Annotated in this window: 22 protein-coding genes and 1 tRNA gene; 14 read left to right on the forward strand and 9 right to left on the reverse strand. The window is 59.1% G+C overall.

Annotated elements, in window-relative coordinates; translation table 11 throughout:
• Positions 1-79: 79 nt before the first annotated feature.
• The 3 genes from V7Q10_RS12755 to V7Q10_RS12765 all read right to left on the reverse strand — a co-directional run bounded on the left by V7Q10_RS12755 (position 80) and on the right by V7Q10_RS12765 (position 3,494).
• Complete coding sequence (locus V7Q10_RS12755) at positions 80-1,558, reverse strand: hypothetical protein (protein ID WP_333869492.1); 1,479 nt, start codon at positions 1,556-1,558, stop codon at positions 80-82.
• 568 nt (positions 1,559-2,126) lie between these two features.
• Entirely contained in the window at positions 2,127-3,314 is a 1,188-nt protein-coding gene (locus tag V7Q10_RS12760; RefSeq protein ID WP_333869493.1) for a DUF6538 domain-containing protein, read from the reverse strand.
• A gap of 90 nt (positions 3,315-3,404) precedes the next feature.
• Positions 3,405-3,494 (reverse strand) — tRNA-Ser (locus V7Q10_RS12765).
• 223 nt (positions 3,495-3,717) lie between these two features.
• Between V7Q10_RS12765 and V7Q10_RS12770 the strand changes: the two genes are divergently transcribed.
• From V7Q10_RS12770 to V7Q10_RS12800, 7 genes are all read left to right on the forward strand, one after another.
• Complete coding sequence (locus V7Q10_RS12770) at positions 3,718-4,566, forward strand: hypothetical protein (protein WP_333869494.1); 849 nt, start codon at positions 3,718-3,720, stop codon at positions 4,564-4,566.
• 199 nt (positions 4,567-4,765) lie between these two features.
• Positions 4,766-5,221 (forward strand): 50S ribosomal protein L21, encoded by a 456-nt coding sequence (gene rplU, locus V7Q10_RS12775; RefSeq protein WP_333869495.1) that lies wholly within the window; start codon positions 4,766-4,768, stop codon positions 5,219-5,221.
• Between the two features lie 6 nt (positions 5,222-5,227).
• On the forward strand, positions 5,228-5,497 hold the full coding sequence (gene rpmA, locus V7Q10_RS12780; protein ID WP_333869496.1) for a 50S ribosomal protein L27: 270 nt from the start codon (positions 5,228-5,230) through the stop codon (positions 5,495-5,497).
• Between the two features lie 124 nt (positions 5,498-5,621).
• Complete coding sequence (locus V7Q10_RS12785; protein ID WP_333869518.1) at positions 5,622-6,167, forward strand: GNAT family N-acetyltransferase; 546 nt, start codon at positions 5,622-5,624, stop codon at positions 6,165-6,167.
• Positions 6,168-6,253: 86 nt separating this feature from the next.
• Complete coding sequence (obgE, locus tag V7Q10_RS12790) at positions 6,254-7,276, forward strand: GTPase ObgE (RefSeq protein ID WP_333869497.1); 1,023 nt, start codon at positions 6,254-6,256, stop codon at positions 7,274-7,276.
• Positions 7,264-8,391, forward strand: a complete 1,128-nt coding sequence (proB, locus tag V7Q10_RS12795) for a glutamate 5-kinase (RefSeq protein WP_333869498.1) — start codon at positions 7,264-7,266, stop codon at positions 8,389-8,391. Before obgE ends, proB begins: the two co-directional genes overlap by 13 nt.
• 65 nt (positions 8,392-8,456) lie before the next feature.
• Complete coding sequence (locus V7Q10_RS12800; protein WP_333869499.1) at positions 8,457-9,704, forward strand: glutamate-5-semialdehyde dehydrogenase; 1,248 nt, start codon at positions 8,457-8,459, stop codon at positions 9,702-9,704.
• Here V7Q10_RS12800 and V7Q10_RS12805 read toward each other — a convergent pair.
• A complete protein-coding gene (locus tag V7Q10_RS12805) occupies positions 9,694-10,290 on the reverse strand; it encodes a histidine phosphotransferase family protein (protein ID WP_333869500.1) in 597 nt (198 codons plus the stop codon). The genes V7Q10_RS12800 and V7Q10_RS12805 overlap by 11 nt on opposite strands.
• Before the next feature lie 39 nt (positions 10,291-10,329).
• Between V7Q10_RS12805 and V7Q10_RS12810 the strand changes: the two genes are divergently transcribed.
• The 3 genes from V7Q10_RS12810 to V7Q10_RS12820 all read left to right on the forward strand — a co-directional run bounded on the left by V7Q10_RS12810 (position 10,330) and on the right by V7Q10_RS12820 (position 12,238).
• Positions 10,330-10,503 (forward strand): DUF3553 domain-containing protein, encoded by a 174-nt coding sequence (locus tag V7Q10_RS12810; RefSeq protein ID WP_333869501.1) that lies wholly within the window; start codon positions 10,330-10,332, stop codon positions 10,501-10,503.
• Between the two features lie 119 nt (positions 10,504-10,622).
• Entirely contained in the window at positions 10,623-11,408 is a 786-nt protein-coding gene (locus tag V7Q10_RS12815; protein WP_333869502.1) for a GNAT family N-acetyltransferase, read from the forward strand.
• The gene (locus tag V7Q10_RS12820) at positions 11,405-12,238 is read left to right on the forward strand and encodes a lysophospholipid acyltransferase family protein (RefSeq protein WP_333869503.1); all 834 of its coding nucleotides are present in this window, start codon (positions 11,405-11,407) and stop codon (positions 12,236-12,238) included. Before V7Q10_RS12815 ends, V7Q10_RS12820 begins: the two co-directional genes overlap by 4 nt.
• Here the strand turns inward: V7Q10_RS12820 and V7Q10_RS12825 are convergent.
• From V7Q10_RS12825 to V7Q10_RS12840, 4 genes are all read right to left on the reverse strand, one after another.
• Positions 12,235-13,167: an FAD:protein FMN transferase gene (locus V7Q10_RS12825; protein WP_333869504.1), complete on the reverse strand. Its 933-nt coding sequence runs from the start codon at positions 13,165-13,167 to the stop codon at positions 12,235-12,237. The two genes, V7Q10_RS12820 and V7Q10_RS12825, sit on opposite strands and share 4 nt — an antisense overlap.
• The gene (locus V7Q10_RS12830; protein WP_333869505.1) at positions 13,148-15,346 is read right to left on the reverse strand and encodes a PepSY domain-containing protein; all 2,199 of its coding nucleotides are present in this window, start codon (positions 15,344-15,346) and stop codon (positions 13,148-13,150) included. Before V7Q10_RS12830 ends, V7Q10_RS12825 begins: the two co-directional genes overlap by 20 nt.
• A gap of 16 nt (positions 15,347-15,362) precedes the next feature.
• Positions 15,363-15,833 carry a DUF2271 domain-containing protein gene (locus tag V7Q10_RS12835; RefSeq protein WP_333869519.1) on the reverse strand — a complete coding sequence of 157 codons (471 nt, stop codon included), beginning with the start codon at positions 15,831-15,833 and terminating at the stop codon, positions 15,363-15,365.
• 66 nt (positions 15,834-15,899) lie between these two features.
• Entirely contained in the window at positions 15,900-16,205 is a 306-nt protein-coding gene (locus tag V7Q10_RS12840) for a PepSY domain-containing protein (RefSeq protein ID WP_333869506.1), read from the reverse strand.
• A 147-nt stretch (positions 16,206-16,352) separates the two neighbouring features.
• Between V7Q10_RS12840 and V7Q10_RS12845 the strand changes: the two genes are divergently transcribed.
• Both V7Q10_RS12845 and V7Q10_RS12850 read left to right on the forward strand, forming a co-directional pair.
• Complete coding sequence (locus V7Q10_RS12845) at positions 16,353-17,012, forward strand: response regulator transcription factor (RefSeq protein WP_333869507.1); 660 nt, start codon at positions 16,353-16,355, stop codon at positions 17,010-17,012.
• Positions 17,009-18,337 carry an ATP-binding protein gene (locus V7Q10_RS12850; RefSeq protein WP_333869508.1) on the forward strand — a complete coding sequence of 443 codons (1,329 nt, stop codon included), beginning with the start codon at positions 17,009-17,011 and terminating at the stop codon, positions 18,335-18,337. Before V7Q10_RS12845 ends, V7Q10_RS12850 begins: the two co-directional genes overlap by 4 nt.
• Before the next feature lie 3 nt (positions 18,338-18,340).
• Here V7Q10_RS12850 and V7Q10_RS12855 read toward each other — a convergent pair whose 3' ends face one another.
• Positions 18,341-18,961, reverse strand: coding sequence for a thiamine phosphate synthase (locus V7Q10_RS12855; protein ID WP_333869509.1), 621 nt, complete (start codon positions 18,959-18,961; stop codon positions 18,341-18,343).
• 123 nt (positions 18,962-19,084) lie between these two features.
• On the opposite strand from V7Q10_RS12855, the gene V7Q10_RS12860 reads away from it, so the two are divergent.
• Both V7Q10_RS12860 and V7Q10_RS12865 read left to right on the forward strand, forming a co-directional pair.
• Entirely contained in the window at positions 19,085-19,825 is a 741-nt protein-coding gene (locus tag V7Q10_RS12860) for an RNA methyltransferase (RefSeq protein ID WP_333869510.1), read from the forward strand.
• A 90-nt stretch (positions 19,826-19,915) separates the two neighbouring features.
• The gene (locus tag V7Q10_RS12865) at positions 19,916-21,400 is read left to right on the forward strand and encodes a GMC family oxidoreductase (protein ID WP_333869511.1); all 1,485 of its coding nucleotides are present in this window, start codon (positions 19,916-19,918) and stop codon (positions 21,398-21,400) included.
• The last annotated feature ends 47 nt before the right edge of the window (positions 21,401-21,447 follow it).

Genomic DNA, 21,447 nt, shown 5'->3' on the forward strand with positions numbered 1-21,447 from the left:
AGAAGCGGGAACGCATATGCATGACCGGCTGCATAGCGAGGCAACGGCAGTAAGTTGGGAAGGCTTTCAAATGTGCTGGTTAATACAGGGCAGTGTCAGGGTGCGTCCACTCAGGATAACCTTCAGGCAGCTTATGAAATCTTTTAAACAGAGCGAGGTCGTCCTTGTGCCGCTGGCTGGGTTCCCCAAAGTCTTCCCCTTGAGCTTTCTTCTGTTCAACAGTCCAACGATCTGCCCAGAAATATTCATGTGAGTTGATGGTGGTATGCTTCAACCTGACCTCTTGCACCTGAGTGACAGCGCAAAAGGCAGCCTTCATCTCCCGAATTAGGTCATTGTCATAGCCAAATGGCACTACGTAGCTGTCATGGATGCTAAGCATTGGCACACCTCGCTTGGTGAAGTAGGCGATCAAGCGTTCTGTGATCTGGCTGTCTATGTACATCAAGTCTATTCCAGCCCCAGAGGCGATCTTGTTGGCAATTAGTGCATGCTTCACCTTTAGGCTTGCCATCACTTTACCCAAGACCTCGTCTGTCAACTTCTTCTCTGGGGTTCTGGATGCACTTTCAGAACGAAAGGCTTTGAAGGCCTTCTCCTCAGTGTCGGCGTTGATGGCGGTAAGAAGTAGCTTTTTGGTTGCCTCACGCTGATTGATTGCCGGGTCTATGCCTTCAGGCCAGTCGACAAGGTACGGATCGACATCAATGGTAGCCCAATAATCTATACCTTGCAGCGCATATAGCAGGGCAATGTGCAGGCCAGAGTAGTCCACTTCTTGGGTCACGATACAATCCATGCAGATATGGTTGCGTTGGGCTTTGGGGCATCTCTGCCACCAGCCCCCATAGAACCTGCCTCCCTGTGTCCAGCTGCGGTTGTTGAAGATTCGTCGAACGAACTTGTCACTTTGCGCAATCGATAGAGGAGCTGCATTTGGCTTTTTAAATTGCAAGAATGGCTTGTCCAGATAATCAATATCGATATGTGTCTTGGCCAAGAGGGCGTTGTAATCCCTCAATAGTGATCGCATCTCGTCTGTCTGTTTGGTGTCTTCATACTCGATATCCTTCTTCTTCTCATCCCGTAGAATGATACACTCACGGCTTTCGAGGTTGTTGATGCCAAAGTGGAGGTGCAGGGCAGAGTTGAACTCTTTGGCCAACCTGCCTGTAGCCCAGACCCGAGAGACACGGCCAATCTTTTTGACATGATCAAAGAAGCCATTAGCAGTATGCACCAGCCCCGCATCTTCCAGCATATCCACTACGTCAGGCATGACCTTGCTGATGTGCAGTTCATTGTATCTGCTCTTGGCTTTGTATCTGTTGTTGTCCCTGCTCACAGCTAGCTTAAGGTCAGGGTCAACAGTCCAAGCCACATAGAGGTCAAGCAACAAGACCTTAAAGTGCTTCTTTCTGATCTTAGTATTTCCAATTTTTGCTGGAAGAGATGAATAAATCCGATCAATGAAGCTGTTCACTTCTGGATAATCTGACCACCGATGAACATCCAAAGGACGAGAGTCGTTTAAATAGATATTAGGTAAGTTATTCATCCACTCATCTCCTCTTAAGATATTGAATTATAACATGAGTGCTATGATCCCTCCAACCACCTTTACATTACTCAGACGTTTTTTATCAAGGCGCCCAATCAATAACGACAGAAGGGAGTGAGGGACAACCTAAGTGCTGCATGATGGTGTTGAGCATATCGTTGTTAACTCTGTTCCCAATTCTCAAAATTCTCCCCGCTGGCAGAGGCCATGTATACTATACCCTATGCCCCCCTGTGGCCCATGCCCCCCCCCTCTGTGGGTAGATGGGTGTATCATTAACAGTTCTGGGGAATTGCTTTGTGTCGCTGGGTCTACACACACTTGGAGCCCCTGCAGAGTTGACCAAATTACTGACCAAAATACGCCTACTTGTATCGAACTCAGCTGATCCCTATCATGTAATATCAGAGGGTTAGCGGAATGCTGGCGGATCAGGAGGGAACACAACCCCCTGTCTCTCCGCCACTTAGACACTCATCAGGCAGTGCATCCCGTTGATAACCCTCGATAATTCCCACTCCGAAAGGCTGTGGGTAGCTTGGGGTGTGAGCGCCCTTCCTCTTTCTCAGCTAACGGATCGTGCAACCCATTGATGCAGAACGGCTAATGGGTAGCCATTGCCATAGCCGTGTCCAACTCCAGCTGTTGTCCATCCACCAATTTGATCAACGATGTCACTGGGGCATTCAACGGCACGTAACCTGTCACGCATGGAATGCCTGAAGCTGTGCATGGTGCATCCGTCTGGGACATGCTGCTGCAACCATTTGTTCAATGCTGCACTGGCAGAGTTGGTATTGGTCGTCTTCGCTACATTGTATCTGGGAAAGGCGAATGCAGATGTGCTGGCCGTCGATAAGATGCGCTGTGCTGCCCAGAGGGACTGTCCTGCAAGAGGCACAAGGCGTTCACTGCTGACCGTCTTGAGGCTCCTCCACGGGTGCTTGATCAGCTTGATGTGGGGCGTTGGTCCATCGAGATCGATGAAGTCCGTCAGGGCCAAACCAGCAGCCTCTCCCAGCCGCATGCCTGTATCTGAGACGAGGGCAATCAAATGCCGTAGATCATCATCAATCGCACGGCAGGTATCTTGAACGACACGAATGCTTTTCACTGGGATGGGTTTGCGTACCTGAACCCCTGCCTGTCGGTCGTGATAGACCCCAATGAAGGGGTTCTTCACATCAAGTGCCAGTTCAGAAACAGCAAAGTTGATTACGGCTTTGACGTAGGAAAAGTTTCTGGTCACGGATGAGCCAGTCAATCCACGTTCAACCAACCAATTCCTGAACAGCAGGGCGTCTGCCCTGTCAAAGGCGGCAAGAGGTTTGTTGGAACAGGCATCGATGACATAGCCACAAGCCCGTCGAGCAGCTACTTCAAAGGACTTTGATCGACCCTTGCCCTTTTGCCGAAGGTAGACATCCAAAGCATCCAGCAGAGTAGGGCCATCAAGGACTGCCTCGACTTGAACGGGCTGATCTGAGCTACGCTTACCAGCAATGAATGTGGTCTGTTTGACGATCTTCAGGCCAAACACATCTGCATGAACAAGCCGCAGCTGTGCCCAGTAAGCTTCGAGCTTTGCCGAGGCAGATAACGACAGCATTCGGGCTTTTTGAGCAGAGGTTGTACCCAAGGCCTTAACGATCCGAGGGTAGGTGTAATGGGCAAGAACGTCTGCGGGAACCCGTCGAGAATAGTAGAAGTAACCATCTCGAACGAAGGTATAGGGAATCGAATTGGTCAGCAATTTGGTCTACACCCCAAGCTACCCACAGCCTTTCGGAGTGGGAATTATCGAGGGTTATCAACGGGATGCACTGCCTGATGAGTGTCTAAGTGGCGGAGAGACAGGGATTCGAACCCTGGGTCGGCGCAAACCGACAACGGTTTTCGAGACCGCCGCATTCGACCACTCTGCCACCTCTCCGTGTCATAGGCCTTCTAAGGGGCGGATTTAGCGGGGTCTTGGCGGCGTTGCAAGCCCGATTCCATCGCGTGGGAAAAGAGTTTTTTTGCTGGGGCGGCGTCACCGCGAAAACTTGCGGTTTTACAGTGGCGCAGATGTGAACAATTCTGCTTAAATCGTCTCTTGGCAACGGCTTGGCAAGAGCATAGCTCTGCGGTGAAATCGCGTCTGAAAGGCCCCCGTCATGTTGCGCAATCTTGTTGTTATGCTGGGGATCATGGCTGGGGGGCTCTTGCCGGCTGCAAGCCTTGCGCAGATGCAACAAAGCCAGCCCGAGGCCGCGCATTTGGCTGACTTGCTCGATATCGGCGGCTTGATTGATGTGATGCGGATTGAGGGGCGCGAAAATGCGCTTGGTGTCGATGCTGATCTCCTGAGTGGGCAGGGTGGGGCGGCCTGGCTGGTGACGGTCGACAAGGTCTATGATCCTGCCAAGCTGCGCGCCACCTTTGAGGCTGGTTTGGCGCGTGAGTTGGGCGATGCGCCCGAGGTGCGGGCCGATATGAAGGCGTTCTTCGGGTCAGAGCTGGGTAAGCGGATCGTCGCACTTGAGGTGGCGGCGCGGCGCAGCTTGCTGGACGATCAAGCCGAAGCTGCGGCCAAGGCGATTTGGGACAAGGCCTTTGGACATAAATCGCATCGCGCTGTTCAGATTGAGCGCTTTGCACAGATCAATGATCTGATCGAATCCAATGTTACCGGCGCGCTGAATTCCAATCTGGCGTTCTTTCGCGGCCTCTCGGCTGGCGGGGCCTTTGAGCAGCAGATGCCCGAAGACGAGATGCTGTCGCAGGTCTGGTCGCAAGAAAATGCCATTCGCACCGATACCGCAGAGTGGCTTTATCCGTTTTTGATGATGGCTTATCAGCCCCTTACCGATGCAGAGTTTGACAAATATATCACCTTTTCCAAAACCAAATCGGGCAAAAAGGTCAATGCGGCGATTTTTGCCGCTTTTGATGCGATGTTCGTGCAGCTGTCGCAGGCCTTAGGGGCCTCGGCGGCGCAGATGATGGCAGGCGAAGATATCTAGGCGATTTGCCTATCAAATTGCCTGTTATGCTTGACAGTTTCGCGGCAAAGCCACATAAGCGCGCATCCCGACAAGGTGCGAATCTTGCCGGGCCTATTTTTCATGACGCCCTTAAGGGCGCGCTGTTCGAAGGCGGGGCGACCCACGAACACCCATCCTATGGGGGCCAAAGAACGCGGAGCAAAAGAAGGAAAGACCCATGTTCGCGGTCCTCAAGACGGGCGGCAAGCAATACAAAGTGCAGGCAGGTGATGTTCTGCGCGTTGAAAAGCTTGACGCTGTGGCTGGTCAAAAGATCCAGTTCAATGAAATTCTGATGGTCGGTGGCGAAAGCCTGACCATTGGCGTGCCCTTTGTGGCAGGCGCTGCCGTTCAGGCAGAAGTGATCGACCAGATCAAAGGCGAAAAGGTCATCCACTTTGTAAAGCGTCGTCGTAAGCACTCTTCGCAGCGCACCAAAGGCCACCGTCAGCACCTGACGCTGGTTCGCGTGACCGAAGTTATGGCTTCGGGCGCTGAAGCCTCGGGCGTTGCGGCTGCAACCGGCACTGCCGATGCGCGTCGTGCTGCTCATAACACCGCTGCGGCACCTGTTGTTGCCGAAGCTCCGGCGAAACCGAAGCGTGCTGCTAAAGCCGCTGCTGCGAAGGAGTAATCCCCCATGGCACACAAAAAAGCCGGTGGCTCATCCCGCAACGGTCGCGACTCTGCTGGGCGTCGTCTTGGCGTTAAGCTGTTTGGCGGCCAAGCCTGCATTCCGGGCAACATCATCGTTCGTCAGCGCGGCACCACCTGGTTCCCAGGTGAAGGCGTTGGCATGGGCGTTGACCACACCCTGTTCGCTAAGGTCGAAGGTCGCGTGACCTTCAAAAAGGGTTTCAAGGGTCGCACCTTTATTTCGGTTCTTCCCGTCGCGGAAGCTGCCGAGTAAGCCGAACTTTTACAATTCAATTGTAAAAGGGGGATCGGCCGAAAGGCCGGTCCCCTTGCTCATTTTCTACTGTGAAGATGGGTGTCTTGGGCTGAAAGCCCAGTTGCGCTTCAAGGAGCGAATGATGGTACTAGATATGATTGCAGTTGCGTCTGAAGGTCAAATTGCTGCGGGCCGTTTCGTTTTGCGCCCTGTTCGTCGTTCGGATGAAGGGCTGGTTTCGCTTTACGCGGGCGACAAACGTGTGGCCGAGGCGACGCATTCGATTCCCCACCCCTTGCCACCTGGCGCTGCCGAGGCTTTTGTCATGCGTGCCATGGCGGGCAAATCGGATGAAGACATCTGGGTGATGGACGGCTCTAGCACCGGCCTGCCAGAGGTTTTGGGCGTGATAAATCTGAAACGGATGGATCGCGCGCAGTCCGAAATCGGCTTCTGGGTCGCGCCTGCGTTTTGGAACACCGGCTTTGCCTCCGAGGCGGTGCAGGCCTTGGTTGCCGCCAATCCGCACAAAGACCGCACCATCTTTGCCGAGGTGTTTCAAGACAACCCCGGTTCCGCGCGGGTCTTGACCCATGCGGGCTTTGAATACCTTGGCGATGCCGAGACCTTTTGCGTTGCGCGCAATGCGCGGGTTCAGACCTGGACCTATATCAAAAAACTTGGCTAACAGGCAGGCGCGCGATCTTTGGCATGGCTTGAGAACGCGCGCCCGATCCTGTATCGCCTCAGTCGATCTTACAGAAAGTCCCTGACATGAAATTCCTCGACCTCTCCAAAGTCTACATCCGCTCGGGCGGGGGTGGGTCGGGCTGCGTGTCGTTCCGGCGCGAGAAGTTCATCGAATTCGGCGGCCCTGATGGTGGCGATGGCGGCAATGGCGGCTCGGTCTGGGCCGAGGCGGTTGATGGCCTGAACACGCTGATCGACTTTCGCTATCAGCAGCATTTTTTCGCCAAATCCGGCCAAGGCGGCATGGGCAGCCAGCGCACCGGGCGCACCGGTGAAGACATCACCTTGAAGGTGCCGGTTGGCACCGAGATTTTGGACGAAGACGAAGAGACCATCATCGCCGATCTGACGCGGGTGGGTCAGCGGGTTTTGCTGGCCAAGGGCGGCAATGGCGGCTGGGGCAACCTTGCGTTTAAATCCTCGACCAACCGCGCGCCTTCAAAAGCCAATCCGGGCCAAGAGGGGATCGAGCGCACAATCTGGCTGCGCCTGAAACTGATCGCCGATGCGGGGCTTGTTGGCCTGCCGAACGCTGGTAAATCGACCTTCTTGGCTGCCGTGTCGAACGCGCGGCCCAAGATCGCCGATTATCCTTTCACCACGCTTGTGCCAAACTTGGGCGTCGTTGGTGTTGATGGCGCTGAATTTGTGATGGCCGATATTCCGGGTCTGATCGAGGGCGCCTCTGAGGGTCGTGGTTTGGGCATGCAGTTTCTGGCGCATGTCGAACGCAACAAGGTGCTGCTGCATCTGGTTGATGGCACCTCGGAAACCATCACCAAAGATTACCGCACCATTGTCACCGAGCTTGAGGCCTATGCCGAAGAGCTGGGCAACAAGCCGCGGATCGTGGCGCTGACCAAATGCGACGCGCTGGACGCCAAGACCATTTCCAACCGCAAACGCTCGCTTGAAAAGGCACATGGCGGCCCGGTCTTTGTGATTTCGGGCGTGGCGGGCATGGGTCTGCAAGATGTGCTGCGCGCACTTTACAAACAGATTCAAGGCGAGGCTCCCGTCGAGGAGGGCAAGCCTTGGCAGCCCTAAACCCGATCTTGGCCCCCGATCTGCGCGATGCCAAACGGCTGGTCGTCAAGATCGGCTCGGCCTTGCTGGTGGATCGCAAGCTGGGGCTGAAACAAGACTGGCTTTCGGCGCTGGCGCTGGATGTGGCCGAAGCCAAGACCCGTGGCACCGATGTGGTGCTGGTGTCTTCGGGGTCGATCGCCCTTGGCCGCAAGGTTTTGGGTCTGGGTGACGGCGTCTTGACGCTAGAACAATCGCAGGCCGCCGCTGCCGTGGGCCAAATCCGGCTGGCGCGCGCCTATGAAGAGGTGCTGGCGCCGCATGGCATCATCACCGGACAGGTGCTTGTCACCTTGGAAGACACCGAAGACCGCCGTCGCTATCTGAACAGCCGCGCGACGATGGAGACGCTTTTGGGCTTGGGCGTGGTGCCGATTGTCAATGAAAACGACACTGTAGCTACGGATGAGATACGCTTTGGCGACAACGACCGCTTGGCCGCGCAAATTGCGGTGACGGTTGGGGCAGATCAGCTGATTTTGCTGTCTGATGTCGATGGCTTTTATTCGGCCAACCCCAAAGAAGACGCCACGGCGCAGCGGTTTGATCTGGTCGAGGCGATCACGCCGGCGATCGAGGCGATGGCGGGAGATCCGATTTCGGGCCTGTCAAAGGGCGGCATGAAGACCAAGCTTTTGGCGGCCAAAACGGCGGTTTCAGGCGGCTGTGCCATGGCGATCATGGAAGGCTTTGTGCTGCGGCCGCTGAAAGCTTTGATCGAGGGCGCGCCAAAGACCTGGTTTGTGGCGCAAAGTGACCCGCAGCAGGCGCGCAAGCGTTGGATCAATGCGATGAAACCACGCGGCGAGCTGCATCTGGACGCGGGGGCGGTGACGGCCTTGCTGGCCGGAAAATCGCTGTTGCCGGCGGGGGTTGCCAAGGTTTCAGGCAGCTTTGGCCGTGGTGATCCGGTGGCAATGCTGACCCCGGCGGGGGATGTTTTGGGTAAGGGGCTGGTGCGCTATACCGCCGTGGAGGCCAAGCTGATTGCCGGTCACCGCTCGGGCGATATTGAGGCGATTTTGGGCTATCAGGGCCGGGCGGCTTTGGTGCACCGCGATGATCTGGTGATCTGATCCTGCGGCAGCCGGGGCGCTGCCCCGGACCCCGGGATATTTTAGGACAGATGAAAGGGCCGCAGATGATGGATGAGATGCGTGAGATTGGCCGAAAGGCCAAGGCGGCGGCTGCGGAGTTGGCCTATGCGGGCGCTGAGCGCAAATATGCGGCGCTGATCTGCGCGGCCGATGCGGTGTGGCAGCGCCGGCAAGAGATTTTGGACGCCAATGGGTTGGACATGGCCTATGGCACGGCCAAGGGTTTGAATGCGGCGATGCTGGATCGCTTGCTTTTGACCGAGGACCGCATTCGCAGCATTGTTGACGGTTTGCGCGCGGTGGCAGAGCAGACCGATCCGGTGGGGCGGGTTCTGGCGGAGTGGGATCGGCCGAACGGTTTGCATATTCAACGGGTTGCAACGCCTTTGGGGGTTGTTGGGGTGATTTATGAGAGCCGGCCGAATGTGACGGCTGACGCGGGTGCGCTGTGTTTGAAGGCGGGCAATGCGGTGATTTTGCGCGGTGGGTCGGAAAGCTTTCATTCGTCGACTATGATTCATGCCTGCATGGTGCAGGGCTTGCGGCAGGCCGGTCTGCCAGAGGCGGCTATCCAGCTTATTCCGACGCGAGATCGGGCCATGGTCACCGCAATGTTGCAGGCGGTGGAGTTTATTGATGTGATCGTGCCGCGTGGCGGTAAGGGGCTGGTGGGGTTGGTGCAGCGCGAGGCGCGGGTGCCGGTTTTTGCGCATTTGGAGGGCATTTGCCACATCTATGTCGACAAGGCGGCTGATCTGGAAAAGGCGCGGGCGGTGGTGCTGAATTCGAAAACCCGTCGGACGGGGATTTGTGGCTCGGCGGAATGTCTGCTGATCGATTGGAAGTTTTACACCGAACATGGGCCGGTGTTGATCGAGGATCTGCTGCGCGCAGGCGTCGAGGTGCGCACGGAAGGCGAATTGTTGAAGGTGGCGGGCACGACGCCGGCCACTCCCGATGATTTTGGCCGCGAGTTTCTGGATATGATCATTGCGGCCAAGCTGGTTGACGGGGTTGATGCCGCGATCGCGCATATCAAGCGCTATGGCTCCAACCACACCGAAAGCATTCTGACTGAAGATGACACAACTGCCGCGCGCTTTTTCGAGCGGTTGGATTCGGCAATTCTGATGCGCAACGCTTCGACCCAATTTGCCGATGGCGGCGAATTTGGCATGGGCGGTGAGATTGGCATTGCCACCGGCAAGATGCATGCGCGCGGTCCGGTTGGGGCCGAGCAATTGACCAGCTTTAAATATCTGGTCACCGGCAATGGCACGATCAGAAGCTGACTGCGATTTCGGCGACGCCGATCTCGAGGCTGAGGCGGCGATGCTGGCGGGTGAGTTCCTCGGGCACCAGTGCGAATTGCACCTGTGCGGGGCCAATCTCGACCACGGCTTTCGGGTTTTGCAAGCGCTGCCAAAGTGCGGCATCCGCGCGCAGTTTTGCCGAAGTTGCCGTCAGGCTCCACCGCGTCTCGCTGCGATTGACGCTGATCTTACCGCCAAAGGGCATGGCGGTTTCAAGGCAGAGGATCAGCAAGAACACCAGTTTGACGTCGCGCCGCGCAATATCGTTCGGGCTATCCCACTCGATCTGGACGCGGCTGCCATGCGAGATGTCAGACAGTACGGCCGCAACCTCGAGCCGCCCGATGCGCTGATCTTGGCCGCTTGCGCCAAAAGCGATGCGAAAAAATCGGATGCGGGCATTGGCATGGGCGACGCTTTCCGAGATCAGCATCATTTCGGGGCCAGTGATCGAGCCTGCCATCGAAATCAATTCGACACCATTGCCGATCGCCCCAATCGGGCTGATAAGATCATGACAAATACGCGAGCCGACGAGGGCAGCAATATCGAGTTTATCGGTCATGGCGGTGTCCTTTGAACCGGGTAGGGGAGGGGTGTGGCAATGAGCAATCTTTTAGAACCAGGTATGATGGTGCGTCATCCGCAGCAGCCCGATTGGGGTTTGGGGCAGGTGCAATCTAGCATTGGAAACCGGGTTACGGTGAATTTTGAACATGCGGGCAAGGTTGTCATTGATCTGCGCCAGATTGCTTTGCAGCCCGACTTCTCTCACTAAGCCGATTGGTGGTTAACCCGAGGTTAACGTGGCCGCCTGATCTCTGTGATATTCTTGCAAAAGCGTCGCTTGCTGCCTAAGAGGGGGGCGTCGCATCGGATTTTACCGAAAGAGTATAGATGACTGCCGACGAAATACCTTTTCTTGTCAGGTTGGCGCGCGATTCGCGCGATTTGGCGGCGGCACAGCGGCTGCGCTATCGGGTGTTTGTGCAAGAGCTGGGCGGATCTGGGCCTTTGGTCGATCACGCGGCAGGTCTCGAGCGCGACGAGTTTGACCCTTATTTTGACCATCTTTTGTTGATTGATGAGGCCCGCGAGGCGCGTGGCGACGATTATGTCATTGGCGTCTACCGGCTTTTGCCCTCGGATCGCTTGGCGCAGACGGGGCGGTTTTACTCCGAGGGCGAATATGACCTCAGCGCGCTGAAGGCGAGCGGGCGGCGGTTGTTGGAATTGGGGCGGTCTTGCGTGCATCCAGACTATCGCGGCGGCACGGCGATGTTGCATTTGTGGAATGCGCTGGCCGATTATGTGCTGGAGCGCGAGATCGAGATCCTGTTTGGCGTGGCCTCGTTTCATGGCACCGATGTGCAGGCGCTGGCCCAGCCTTTGGCGTTTTTGCATCACAACCATCTGGCGCCCGCGGCCTTGCGGGTGCGGGTGCAACCCGGCCAAGCGCAGCGGATGGATCTGCTGCGCCCAGATCAAATTGACCGCCGTGCTGCGATGTTGGGCACGCCGGCGCTGATCAAGGCCTATCTGCGATTGGGCGGCTTTGTGGGTGAAGGCGCCTGGCTTGATCATGCGTTTAACACCACCGATGTTTGTCTGGTGATGGACACCAAAAAGATGAGCGCCAAGCATCGCGCCTTTTACCTGCGCAAATCGGGGCATGAAGCATGAGTGATTGGCGCGAGGTTCCGATTCAATCCCCGCGCTTTGGGCCGCTGAATTGGCTGGTGGCGATCTTGCGCGGGCTGGTTCTGGGGGCGGTGACCTTTGGCGGCTTGGCGGTTTTGCTGGCGCTGCGGCTGATCGAGCGGCCGCTGTTTGGCTTGGCGCGGCCTTGGACGCCCTTTATCACCCAAGCCGTCTGTCGGGCGGCCTTTCCGATTTTGGGGCTGCCGGTGCAGGTGCGCGGCAAGGCCATGGCGCATCGCGGCGCGGTGGTGGCCAATCATGCCTCTTGGCTGGACATTTTCGCGCTGAACGCGGTGCAGCGGGTCTATTTTGTCTCGAAATCCGAGGTGGCGGATTGGGCGCTGATCGGCTGGCTGGCGCGGGCGACTGGCACGGTGTTTATCGCGCGCAAGGGCACCGAGGCCAAACGTCAGCAGGCGATTTTCGAGGCGCGGTTGCGGGCCAATCACCGGCTGTTGTTTTTCCCCGAAGGCACCAGCACCGACGCGCTGCGGGTTTTGCCGTTTAAATCGACGCTGTTTGCGGCGTTTTACAGCCACGGGCTTGATCATATTTTGCAGATTCAGCCCGTAAGCGTGGTCTATCATGCGCCCAAGGGCCAAGATCGGCGCTATTACGGCTGGTGGGGCGAGATGGCATTTGCGCCGCATTTGCTGCACACGCTGGCAACCTTGCGGCAGGGGCGGGTCGAGATCGTGTTTCACCCGCCAGTGCCGGTTGACAGTTTTGCCAGCCGCAAAGAGCTGGCAGCGCATTGCGAGGCGGTGATCCGCGCGGGCCATGCGCAGGCCTTGGCGCGGGCCGCAGTTTAGGCCGCAAAAACGCCGGTGCCGCTTGCCCGTAGGCCTTCAGCCTCGCGCATCAAAAACAGCGCGCTGATGCCGGTGGCCTTGGCAAAGGCCAGCCCATCAGCCTCGCCCATCACCATCAGCGCGGTCGCCATCGCATCGGCTTGCAGGCAGCGCGGCGCCAGAACGCTGACCGAAGCGGGGCCATCCAGCAGCGGGGCCGCGCGCTGCGGGTCCATCGTATGCGACAGCCGCTTGCCCTTGACGGTCAGAAAATGCCGGTAATCGCCCGAACTTGCGACCGCCCCAGCGTCAAGGGCGATGATCGACTGTGCGGCGCGATCGGGGCTATCGGGCCTCTCGATCGCCACCGGCCAAGGCGTGCCATTGGCCTGCGTGCCAAGCGCGCGCAGCTCGCCGTCGATGGCACAAAGCGCGTGATCGATGCCAAAGCTTTGCACAACCTCGGCCAGCCGATCAACGCCGTAGCCCTTGGCGATGCCCGCCAGATCCAGCCAAAGATCGGCGGTCTTGCGCGCACGGCCTGCGGCGAGGTCAAGCTCCAGCGCGACGCTCGCCTGAATATGCGGCGCGGCACTTGCGGCTTGCAAAGCATCGAGGTTGATCGGTGCCGCGTTAAAGCCCCAAGCGCGCACGGCGGCACCGACGTTCATCTCAAAGGCTCCGCCGGTGGCGCGGCTGATCGATAGACCTTCGGTCAGCACGCAAAGCAAATGCGCAGGCAGCGGGTGCCAGACGCCGACTTCGGCGGCGTTAAAGCGCATCAGATCGCTGGTCTCGGACCAGTTTGACATCTGCTGGTCGATCTCTTCGACCGCCGCTTGCAAGGCCGCGTGCAGCGCGGGCGGCGGCGTGCCGTCGATCTGCACCGACCAGAGCGTGCCCATGGTTTTGCCTTGCAGCAGGCTGCGTTCAGTAGACATCTTCTGCATAGCGCCCCTCGGATTTCAGGTTGGCGGCGGTCAGGCCAAGCGGGGCCAAAACCTCGGTCAGCGCTTGTTGCACGCCTGTCGCCATATCGCGGCCACCACAGACCATGATCCGCGCGCCAAGCTGGATCAGCTCGCGCAGGGCCTCGCCGTCTTGGCGCAGCGCGTCTTGCACATAGTGCCGCTTGCCGCTGCGCGAAAAGGCGGTGGTCAGGCCTGCGAGTTGGCCGTTTTCGGACCATTCCGCCAATTCTTGACCGTAGAACAGATCGGTGTCGGGGTGGCGCGCGCCGAACCACAGGTGCAGCGGGCGGCGGTTGCCTTGGTTGCGGATAAATCCAGCCAAAGGACCAATGCCGGTGCCCGCGCCAATCAGGATCAGCGGCGTGGTGCCCCGGTCTGGGTGGAAATCGGGGTTGGGGCGCAGAAAAGCCTGCACGCTGTCGCCCGGTTGCAGCGCCATCAACTGACCCGAGCACAGACCACCCGGATGTTTGCGCGCCACAATCTCGACAAAGCCATTGGCGCTGGCCGAGGCCAAGGAATAATAGCGCGGAATGCGCGCGCCTTGCGGCACGATGCCCAGCAGATCACCGGCTTGAAACCGCATGCCGCGCCCGATCAGCCGCGCCCAAAGGCTGGTTTTGGGCAAAGCAAAGCGCAGAATGGCGGCAGGGGCCTGCACGGCCTCGCCATAATCGCGGCGCGACAGCAGCGACAGTGCTTGGGCTTTCGGCGCGCTGGGCTGGTGGTGCAATTCCAGCGCCAGCCCGATCTTTGCACCAAAGGCCTGCCCCCAACGCGCGAATTCTTGTGGCGAGCCGCGGTCGATGCGCTGTTCGGGCAGGATCAGATCCCAACCCTTGGCGCGGGCTGCGGTCTCGAAGCTGGTGGCAAAACCGCAGAAGTCTGGAAAGCTGCTGTCACCAAAGCCCAGCACGGTCATCGGCACGGTTGGGCTTGCCTCTGCCAGCCGCTCGAGTGCGCGCTTGGCCGAGGATGGCGCTGTGCCCTCGCCCCAGGTGGCGGTCATCACCACGATCCGTTCGGCATGGCGATAACGCTCGGGCGCAAAGCTGTTCAGCGCCGCCATATGCACCGATTGCCCTGCCGTCTGAAGGTTTTTCGCAAGCGTGGTGGCAAAGCCCCAGGTGCTGCCGCCTTCACTGCCGACAAGGATCAGCGTTTGCGCCTTTGAGGCCGCAGCCATGCCGCGCAGGGCTGGTCGCCCGCGACGGGCCTTGGCCCAAGACAGCGCCCCCGTGATCGCCAAGGCCGGAATGGACAGCGCCATCAGCCCCAGCAAAAGCCCCCAGATCGCCGCACCTTGGCCGGTATGCAACAGATAAATCCACTCGCCCACCTGTGCCCAAGGGCCATTGTCTGACCACGCCAGCATCGCGCCGGTGCCTTGGTCCAGATAGCCCATGCCGCGGTCGGTGGTCAGGGTAAAGACATCCGTCGCATCGCCTGCCGCCGGAAAGGTCAGATCGCGCAGCTGCGAGACGGGAAGGCTTTGCAAGCCTGCCATCTGCGCCACATCAAAGCCGGTCTGGCCGCTGGTTTGTGACGGAAAGGACGCATAGGCGCTGTCATCGGGCAAAAGGCTGAAGGTCGAGGCCGTCATCCAAAGTGCGGTCACTGCGGAAATCAGCAAGAATGGCACGGCCAAGCGCGCCATCTCGCTGTGAATGCGCCCTTCCCATGGGCCGCGCAGCCGCGCAAACCAGCGCCGCCAGCCGCCCACCCGCCGCATCACCAGCAAGCCCCCCGACACCGACAGCACCAGCATCGACAGCGCGGCCACGGCCGTCACCATCCGGCCATTGTCGTTCAAGAACAACGACCGATGCAGGTTTATCAGCCATTGTTCCAGCCGATTTGGGTCGGTGGAGCCTGCATCCTTGCCGGTGGCAGGGTCCACAACTGCCGAGGCTGCGGTGTTGCCGTCAAACCACCAAGCGGTGATCTTGCCGGTTGGCGCGCGCTTGATCTGCTCGACGCTTGGGTGCTGCGCCTGAACCATCGCCGCAAGCTCGGCCACGTTTTGCTGGGCCGAGGCTTGGCTGGTGGTGACGGTTTCCAAGGCCGGAAAGACTGACAATGCTGTGCCTGTGACGGCAAGAAGGATCAGGAAGGCAGCGGCGATCAGGCCGGGCCAGCGGTGAAGCGAGCGGATCATGGGGAACCTTTTAGGCTTAGAAGCTATAGGTGAAATCGGCGATGTAGCGGCTGCCTTGCACGGGTTTGCCAGCGCCTTTGCTCGTCAGCGGCACCGCAATTTCACTGGGGCTTTCGCGCATGTCTTCGGCAGCGGCGTCGATGTGCAGGGTATAGCCTGCATCAAACAAGGCATCCGAGATATCCAGCGACAGATAGCCGCCCTGGCCCGAGCCAATGCTGGCGCCGGTGATGCCTGCCACCTCGGCAGGGTTGCCGCCGGTCATACGCGCCCAATCGCTGAGGTGGCGGTAATACTTCGCCTTGCCGCCCGCCATCCACAGGCTACCGGCATAGGCGCCATTTGCATCGGTCAGGTAATAGGCAAGATAGGCGCCATTGCCGCCGTATTGCGTCAGATTGGTCGCCAGTGTCACTGTCTTGGCCTGCGCAATCGCTGGTGTGATCAGCGCGGTGGTGATGGCGAGGGCGGAGAGGATGGATTTCATCTGCATGGTATGTCCTTTTATGCATCAGTCTGCGCCAAGGCGCTTGAGAAGGGGGGCAGTGTTAGATCACTTGTCTTTGTGGTCTTCATGCTCTTCGTGTTCATTTTCTTTGTAGCTGCGGGCAATGATTGCCAGCGTGCCGGGATGAAGTTTGACATCCAGCTTTTTGCCATTGGCATCAGTCCCGGTGACCTCATAACAGCCGTCGTCAATCTTGATCCGTCGCACGGTCCAGCCATTGTCAGCTGCCAGACGCGCCACAGCTTCGCGCGGCTGCCAATTTTTCATGGCCACCGCGCAGCGGTCTTCGGCTTGGGCCGTGGTGGCGGCCAGCAGGGCTGTCAGGGTCAAAAGCGAGATGGTTCTTTTCATCAGCGGCACTCCGGCGCAGGGTATCTTCAGGGGGTGTTCTGGGGCATGAAGCTGACAGCTTGCTGAAGCGAATGAAAAACCTGCTTCAGGATCGCGTCAGCTTGGCCGGTTAGGGCAGGCCTAAGCCAAAGCAAGAAAAGGTAAGCGATGCGCATTCTGCTAATCGAAGACGACAAAGTGATTGGCACGGCTGTGCGCGAGCAGATCGAGGCAGACGGCCATTCGGTGGATTGGGCGCAGCGGTTGGATGCGGCAGGCGATGCGCTGGGCGGGGCGAAGTTTGACCTTTTGCTGCTGGATCTGATGCTGCCCGATGGGCGCGGCATTGGTTTTCTGAAAAGCCTGCGCGCGCGCGGCATCACGGTTCCGGTGATTATTCTGACCGCGCTTGATCAAATCTCGGACCGCATCGAAGGCCTGAACGCGGGCGCTGATGACTATCTGGTCAAACCCTTTGATCTGGCAGAGCTTTCTGCCCGTATCGGATCGGTTGCGCGGCGCTATTCGGGCAATCCCAATCCGGTTTTACTGCTGCAAGGTTTGGCGATTGATCTGGCCGCGCGCACCGTGCAGCGCGGTGGCAAGCCAATTGCGCTGACTGCGCGCGAATGGGTGTTGTTCGAGGCGTTTTTGCAAAATCCAAACCAGCTTTTGTCAAAGGCGCAGCTGGAAGAGCGGCTGTATTCCTTTGACACCGAGATTGAGAGCAACACCATCGAGGTGCATATCAGCCGTCTGCGTAAAAAGCTGGGGGCCAGCGTGCTGTTGACCGAGCGCGGCATGGGCTATCGTTTGGGCCAGCCATGAGCGGGCCTGCCTCGATTCGGTTTCGCACCGCTGTTGCCCTGTCGATGGTGGTCACACTGCTTTGGCTGGCGGCCGCAACTGCGACCTCGCGGTTGCTGATGCACGAAATGGCGCAGGTGTTTGATTCGGCGCTGCAAGAAACCGGCCAGCGGATTTTGCAGCTTGCGGTGATAGATGTGCTATCGCGTGAGGAAGAGGGCGTCACCCAGCATGTCACCGCCCTTGATACGCATGAGGAATATTTCACCTATCTGGTGCGAGATGCCCAAGGCAGGGTTTTGCTCAGTTCGCATAACGCAGCGCCCGATAGCTTTCCGCGCTTTGCGGGCGCTGGGTTTTATCAGACCGCCGATTTCCGCTTTTATCAACAAATGGCGGTGCAAGGCACGGTGATCTTGACGATTGCCGAGCCGCTGCTGCATCGCCAAGCTGTGGCGCGCGATCTGATCTTGGGGCTGGCACTGCCGTTGGTTGCTGTTATTCCTCTGAGTCTCTTGGGTATTTTCTCGGCTTTGGGCTTTGGGCTGCGGCCTTTGGGGCAGTTGCGGCAGCAATTGGCGCGGCGAGATGCCAATGAGCTGGTGCCTTTGGCCACGCAAGCCCTGCCCAGTGAGTTGCGCCCGATTGCCGGGGCGGTGAACCAGTTGTTTGTGCGGCTTGGCAAGGCCTTTGACGCCGAGCGCAGTTTTGCCGCCAATGCCGCGCATGAATTGCGCACGCCTTTGGCCGGAGCGGTGGTGCAGCTGCAACGCTTGCGCCAACAGACGCGCGAGCCCGACACTGCGCGGCGGGCCGATGAGATCGAGCTTACGTTGAAACGCCTGACGCGGCTGTCAGAGCGGTTGGTGCAGCTGTCACGCGCCGAGGGTGCGCGCTTGCTGACCGATACGCCGCAAGATCTGTCGGTGGTCCTGCGGCTGGTGTTGCAGGATTTCGACCGTGGCCCAGATGCAGGGCGCGCGCAGCTGACTTTGCCGCAAGCGCCGGTCTTGTCGCAAGTTGATCCTGATGCGGTGGCGATTGTGGCGCGCAATCTGATCGAAAACGCGCTGCGCCACGGGGACGGCGGCAGCGTGCGCGTGGCCTTGTCGAGCCAAGGCGAGTTGAGCGTGGAAAATGACTGCGCAACGGTGTCACCACAAGAGCTGGCCGCGCTTTCGGGCAGATTTGTGCGCGGCATTGGCAGCGGCGAGGGCAGCGGGCTGGGGCTTGCGATTGTCGAGACCATCGCCGACCGCATTGGCACGCCCTTGCAGCTCAGCTCGCCCATCTTGGGGCAGCAAGGCGGATTTCGCGCGGCGCTTTATCTGGGGCGCCGCGCGTAAAGCCTAGCCCAAGGGCGCAAGCAGGGCTTTCAGGGCTGCCAGCGGGTCTGGGGTGGACCAGATCTCTTCGCCAATGCCGAAAAAGTCGGTGACGGGGGCGAATTTTTCGACCAAGGCCACATTCAGCGCGCCTTCGGCGATCGAGGGCACCTCGATGACTTGGCTCCACCACTCCAGCAGATCGAAATCGACCTGCGCGCCATTGCCCAAGGGCGTCGCGCCAATCGGGCCAAAGGCGACGTAATCGGCACCGGCTTCGCCTGCGCTCATGCCCTCGTGTCGCGTCACACCGCAATAGCTGCCGATGATCGCATCATTGCCCAGTTCTTTGCGCACATAGCGGACCTGGCGCGCGCCATCGGTCAGATGCACGCCGTCAAGCCCAAGCCGCTGCACCATCAGCAGATGGTTCTCGATCACAATCGCCACATCGCGGGCATGGGCGACCATGCGGCAGGCATCGGCGGCGCGGCTGATCAGGTCTTCATCCTTGCCCGCAAGCGCCAGACGCACGCAGGCCACATCCACACCATCCAGCACAGCAGCCAGTTGGTCGGGAAAGATTTCCAGATCGAACACCGGAGGGGTGATCAGGGTGATTTGCGGGCGGTCTTGGTCTGCCATCGGTCTGTCCTGCGTTTGGTTCAGCCCTTCTAGCGCAGCCTTGCTGCTTTGGCTATGGCCGCAAAACTTGTGCTAAGACGGGGGCTCGCGTATCAGGCGGCAAGAAGTGACCAGAGGTTTGCCATGATCCCGCCAGCATTTATCCTTGTGCGCCCGCAGATGGGCGAGAATATCGGTGCGGCGGCGCGGGCGATGCTGAACTTTGGGCTAGAGCGGATGCGGATTGTCGATCCGCGCGATGGCTGGCCCAATCCAGCCGCCGTGGCCTTGGCCAGTGGCGCTGGGCGGGTTTTGGATGCCGCAGGGGTTTACGCCTCGGTGCAAACCGCGATTGCCGATTGCGATTTTGTCTTTGCCACAACTGCGCGCGGGCGTGAATTGACCAAGCCGATCTATTCCCCCGAAGCGGCAATGGCGCATGCGCGGGCATTGACGGCGGCGGGCAAAAAGGTGGGCGTGCTGTTTGGCCCCGAACGTGCTGGGCTGGAAAACGACGATGTGGTTCAGGCCAATGCGATTGTGACGGTGCCGGTGAACCCGGATTTCGCCTCGTTGAACCTTGCGCAATGTGTGTTGCTGATGGGCTATGAATGGCGCCGTCAGACCGAAGTTGTGCCCGCTATCGTGCAGGAAATGGCGCGCACCGAATTTGCCAGCGCGGTCGAAGTGGAAAAGCTGGGCGATCACTTTGAAGAACGCCTAGAGGCTGCGGGCTTTTTCTTTCCGCAGGCCAAGGTGGCGGGGATGAAAGCCTCGTTGCGCAATATGTGGTCGCGGCTGGGCCTGACCCGCGCCGAGGTGCAGACCTTTCACGGCATGTTGCGCCAGATTGCCTTTCGTCTGCGCGAGCAAGACAAGGACTAGCGCTTTGATCTTGGCCAACCCGCGCGATTTCGCATGACGTAAGGTCAGCTGTCTGCCAGTATGTTAGCGTAAACATCAGCGGAGCAGGCCATGAGCAGTCCAGACATCCTTATCATTGGTTCTGGCATGGGCGGTGCGACGCTTGCGGCAGCTCTTGCGCCTTCGGGCCGCAAGATCACCATTCTGGAACGTGGCGAGACCTTGCAAGATTGCCCCGAGGCGCGCGATCCAAAGGCGGTGTTCACCGGATTTTTCAACCCCAAGGAAAGCTGGCAAGACGCCGCTGGCGGCAGCTTTCAGCCCAACAATTATTATCACCCCGGCGGCAATTCGAAATTCTATGGCGCGGTGCTGATGCGCTATCGCGCGCAAGATTTCAGCCCGCTGCGCCATATGGGTGGCACAGCGCCGGGCTGGCCGATAACATATGACGCATTCGAGCCGGATTATCAGGCTGCCGAAGAGATGTATCAAGTGCGCGGCGCCTTGGGCCAAGACCCGACCGAACCTGCGCATTCAGGCGATTACGCCTTTGGCCCGGTGCCGCACGAGCCTGACATGCTGGATCTGTGCCGCCGCTTGCAGGCGCAGGGGCTGCACCCTTCGGCGCTGCCCTTGGGGGTGGATATTGACCTGTGGCTGAAGGGCGGCGCGCAGACTTTTGACGGCTTTCCCAACACCCGTGGCGGCAAGATGGATGCCGAAAGCATTGGGCTGGCCCAAGCCTTGCGGCATCCGAATGTGACGCTGCTGACCGGGGCAAAGGTGACGCGGTTGCTGACCGAAGGCCGGCAGGTGACGGGCGTGGCCTTCGAGAAAGACGGCGTGGCGCAGGTGATCTCGGCCGCCTTGGTCTGCCTTTGTGCGGGGGCGGTGAAATCGGCGACTTTGCTGCTGGCATCAGGGGGGGCGCTGCATCCCGAGGGTTTGGCCAATAGCTCGGATCAGGTCGGGCGCAACTTTATGAACCACAATATCACTGCCGTTTTGGGGGTTAGCCCGTTTCGGCGCAATCGCTCGGTCTATGAGAAAACCATTCAGTTGAACGATTGGTATCTGACCGGCGGGCCAAAGGGCGAGCCTTTGGGCAATGTGCAGATGCTGGGGCGGATCACCGGCGAGATCATGGCCGCAGAATCGGGCCTGCCGCTGTGGGTGTCACGCTGGTTGGCGGATCATTCGGTGCATCTGATGACGATGTCAGAAGACTTGCCAAACCCTGAAAGCCGGGTGTTTTTGCGCGATGGCAAGATTGTGCTGCAATGGCAACGCTCGAATTGGCAGGCGCATTTGGCGCTGAACGCCAAGCTTGCGGCGGTGCTAAAGCGTGCAGGCTGGCCCGTGGTGCTGCAAAAAACCTTTGAAAAACGCACGCCCAGCCATCAATGCGGCACGGCCCGCATGGGGGATGATCCGCGCACCAGCGTGGTCGACCCTTGGTGCCGCGCGCATGATCTGGACAATCTGCGCATTGTCGATGCCTCGGTTCTGCCGACCTCGGGGGCTGCGAACCCTTCGCTGACCGTGGCCGCGATTGCGCTGCGGGTGGCGCGGGATATTCTGGCGCGGGGCTAGGCGCGCTGTCGCAGGGCCTTGAAGCCGGCAGGGGCGCGGCCTAGAGT

It is taken from the genome of Cypionkella sp., from assembly GCF_036782355.1.
Classification (GTDB): Bacteria; Pseudomonadota; Alphaproteobacteria; order Rhodobacterales; family Rhodobacteraceae; genus Cypionkella.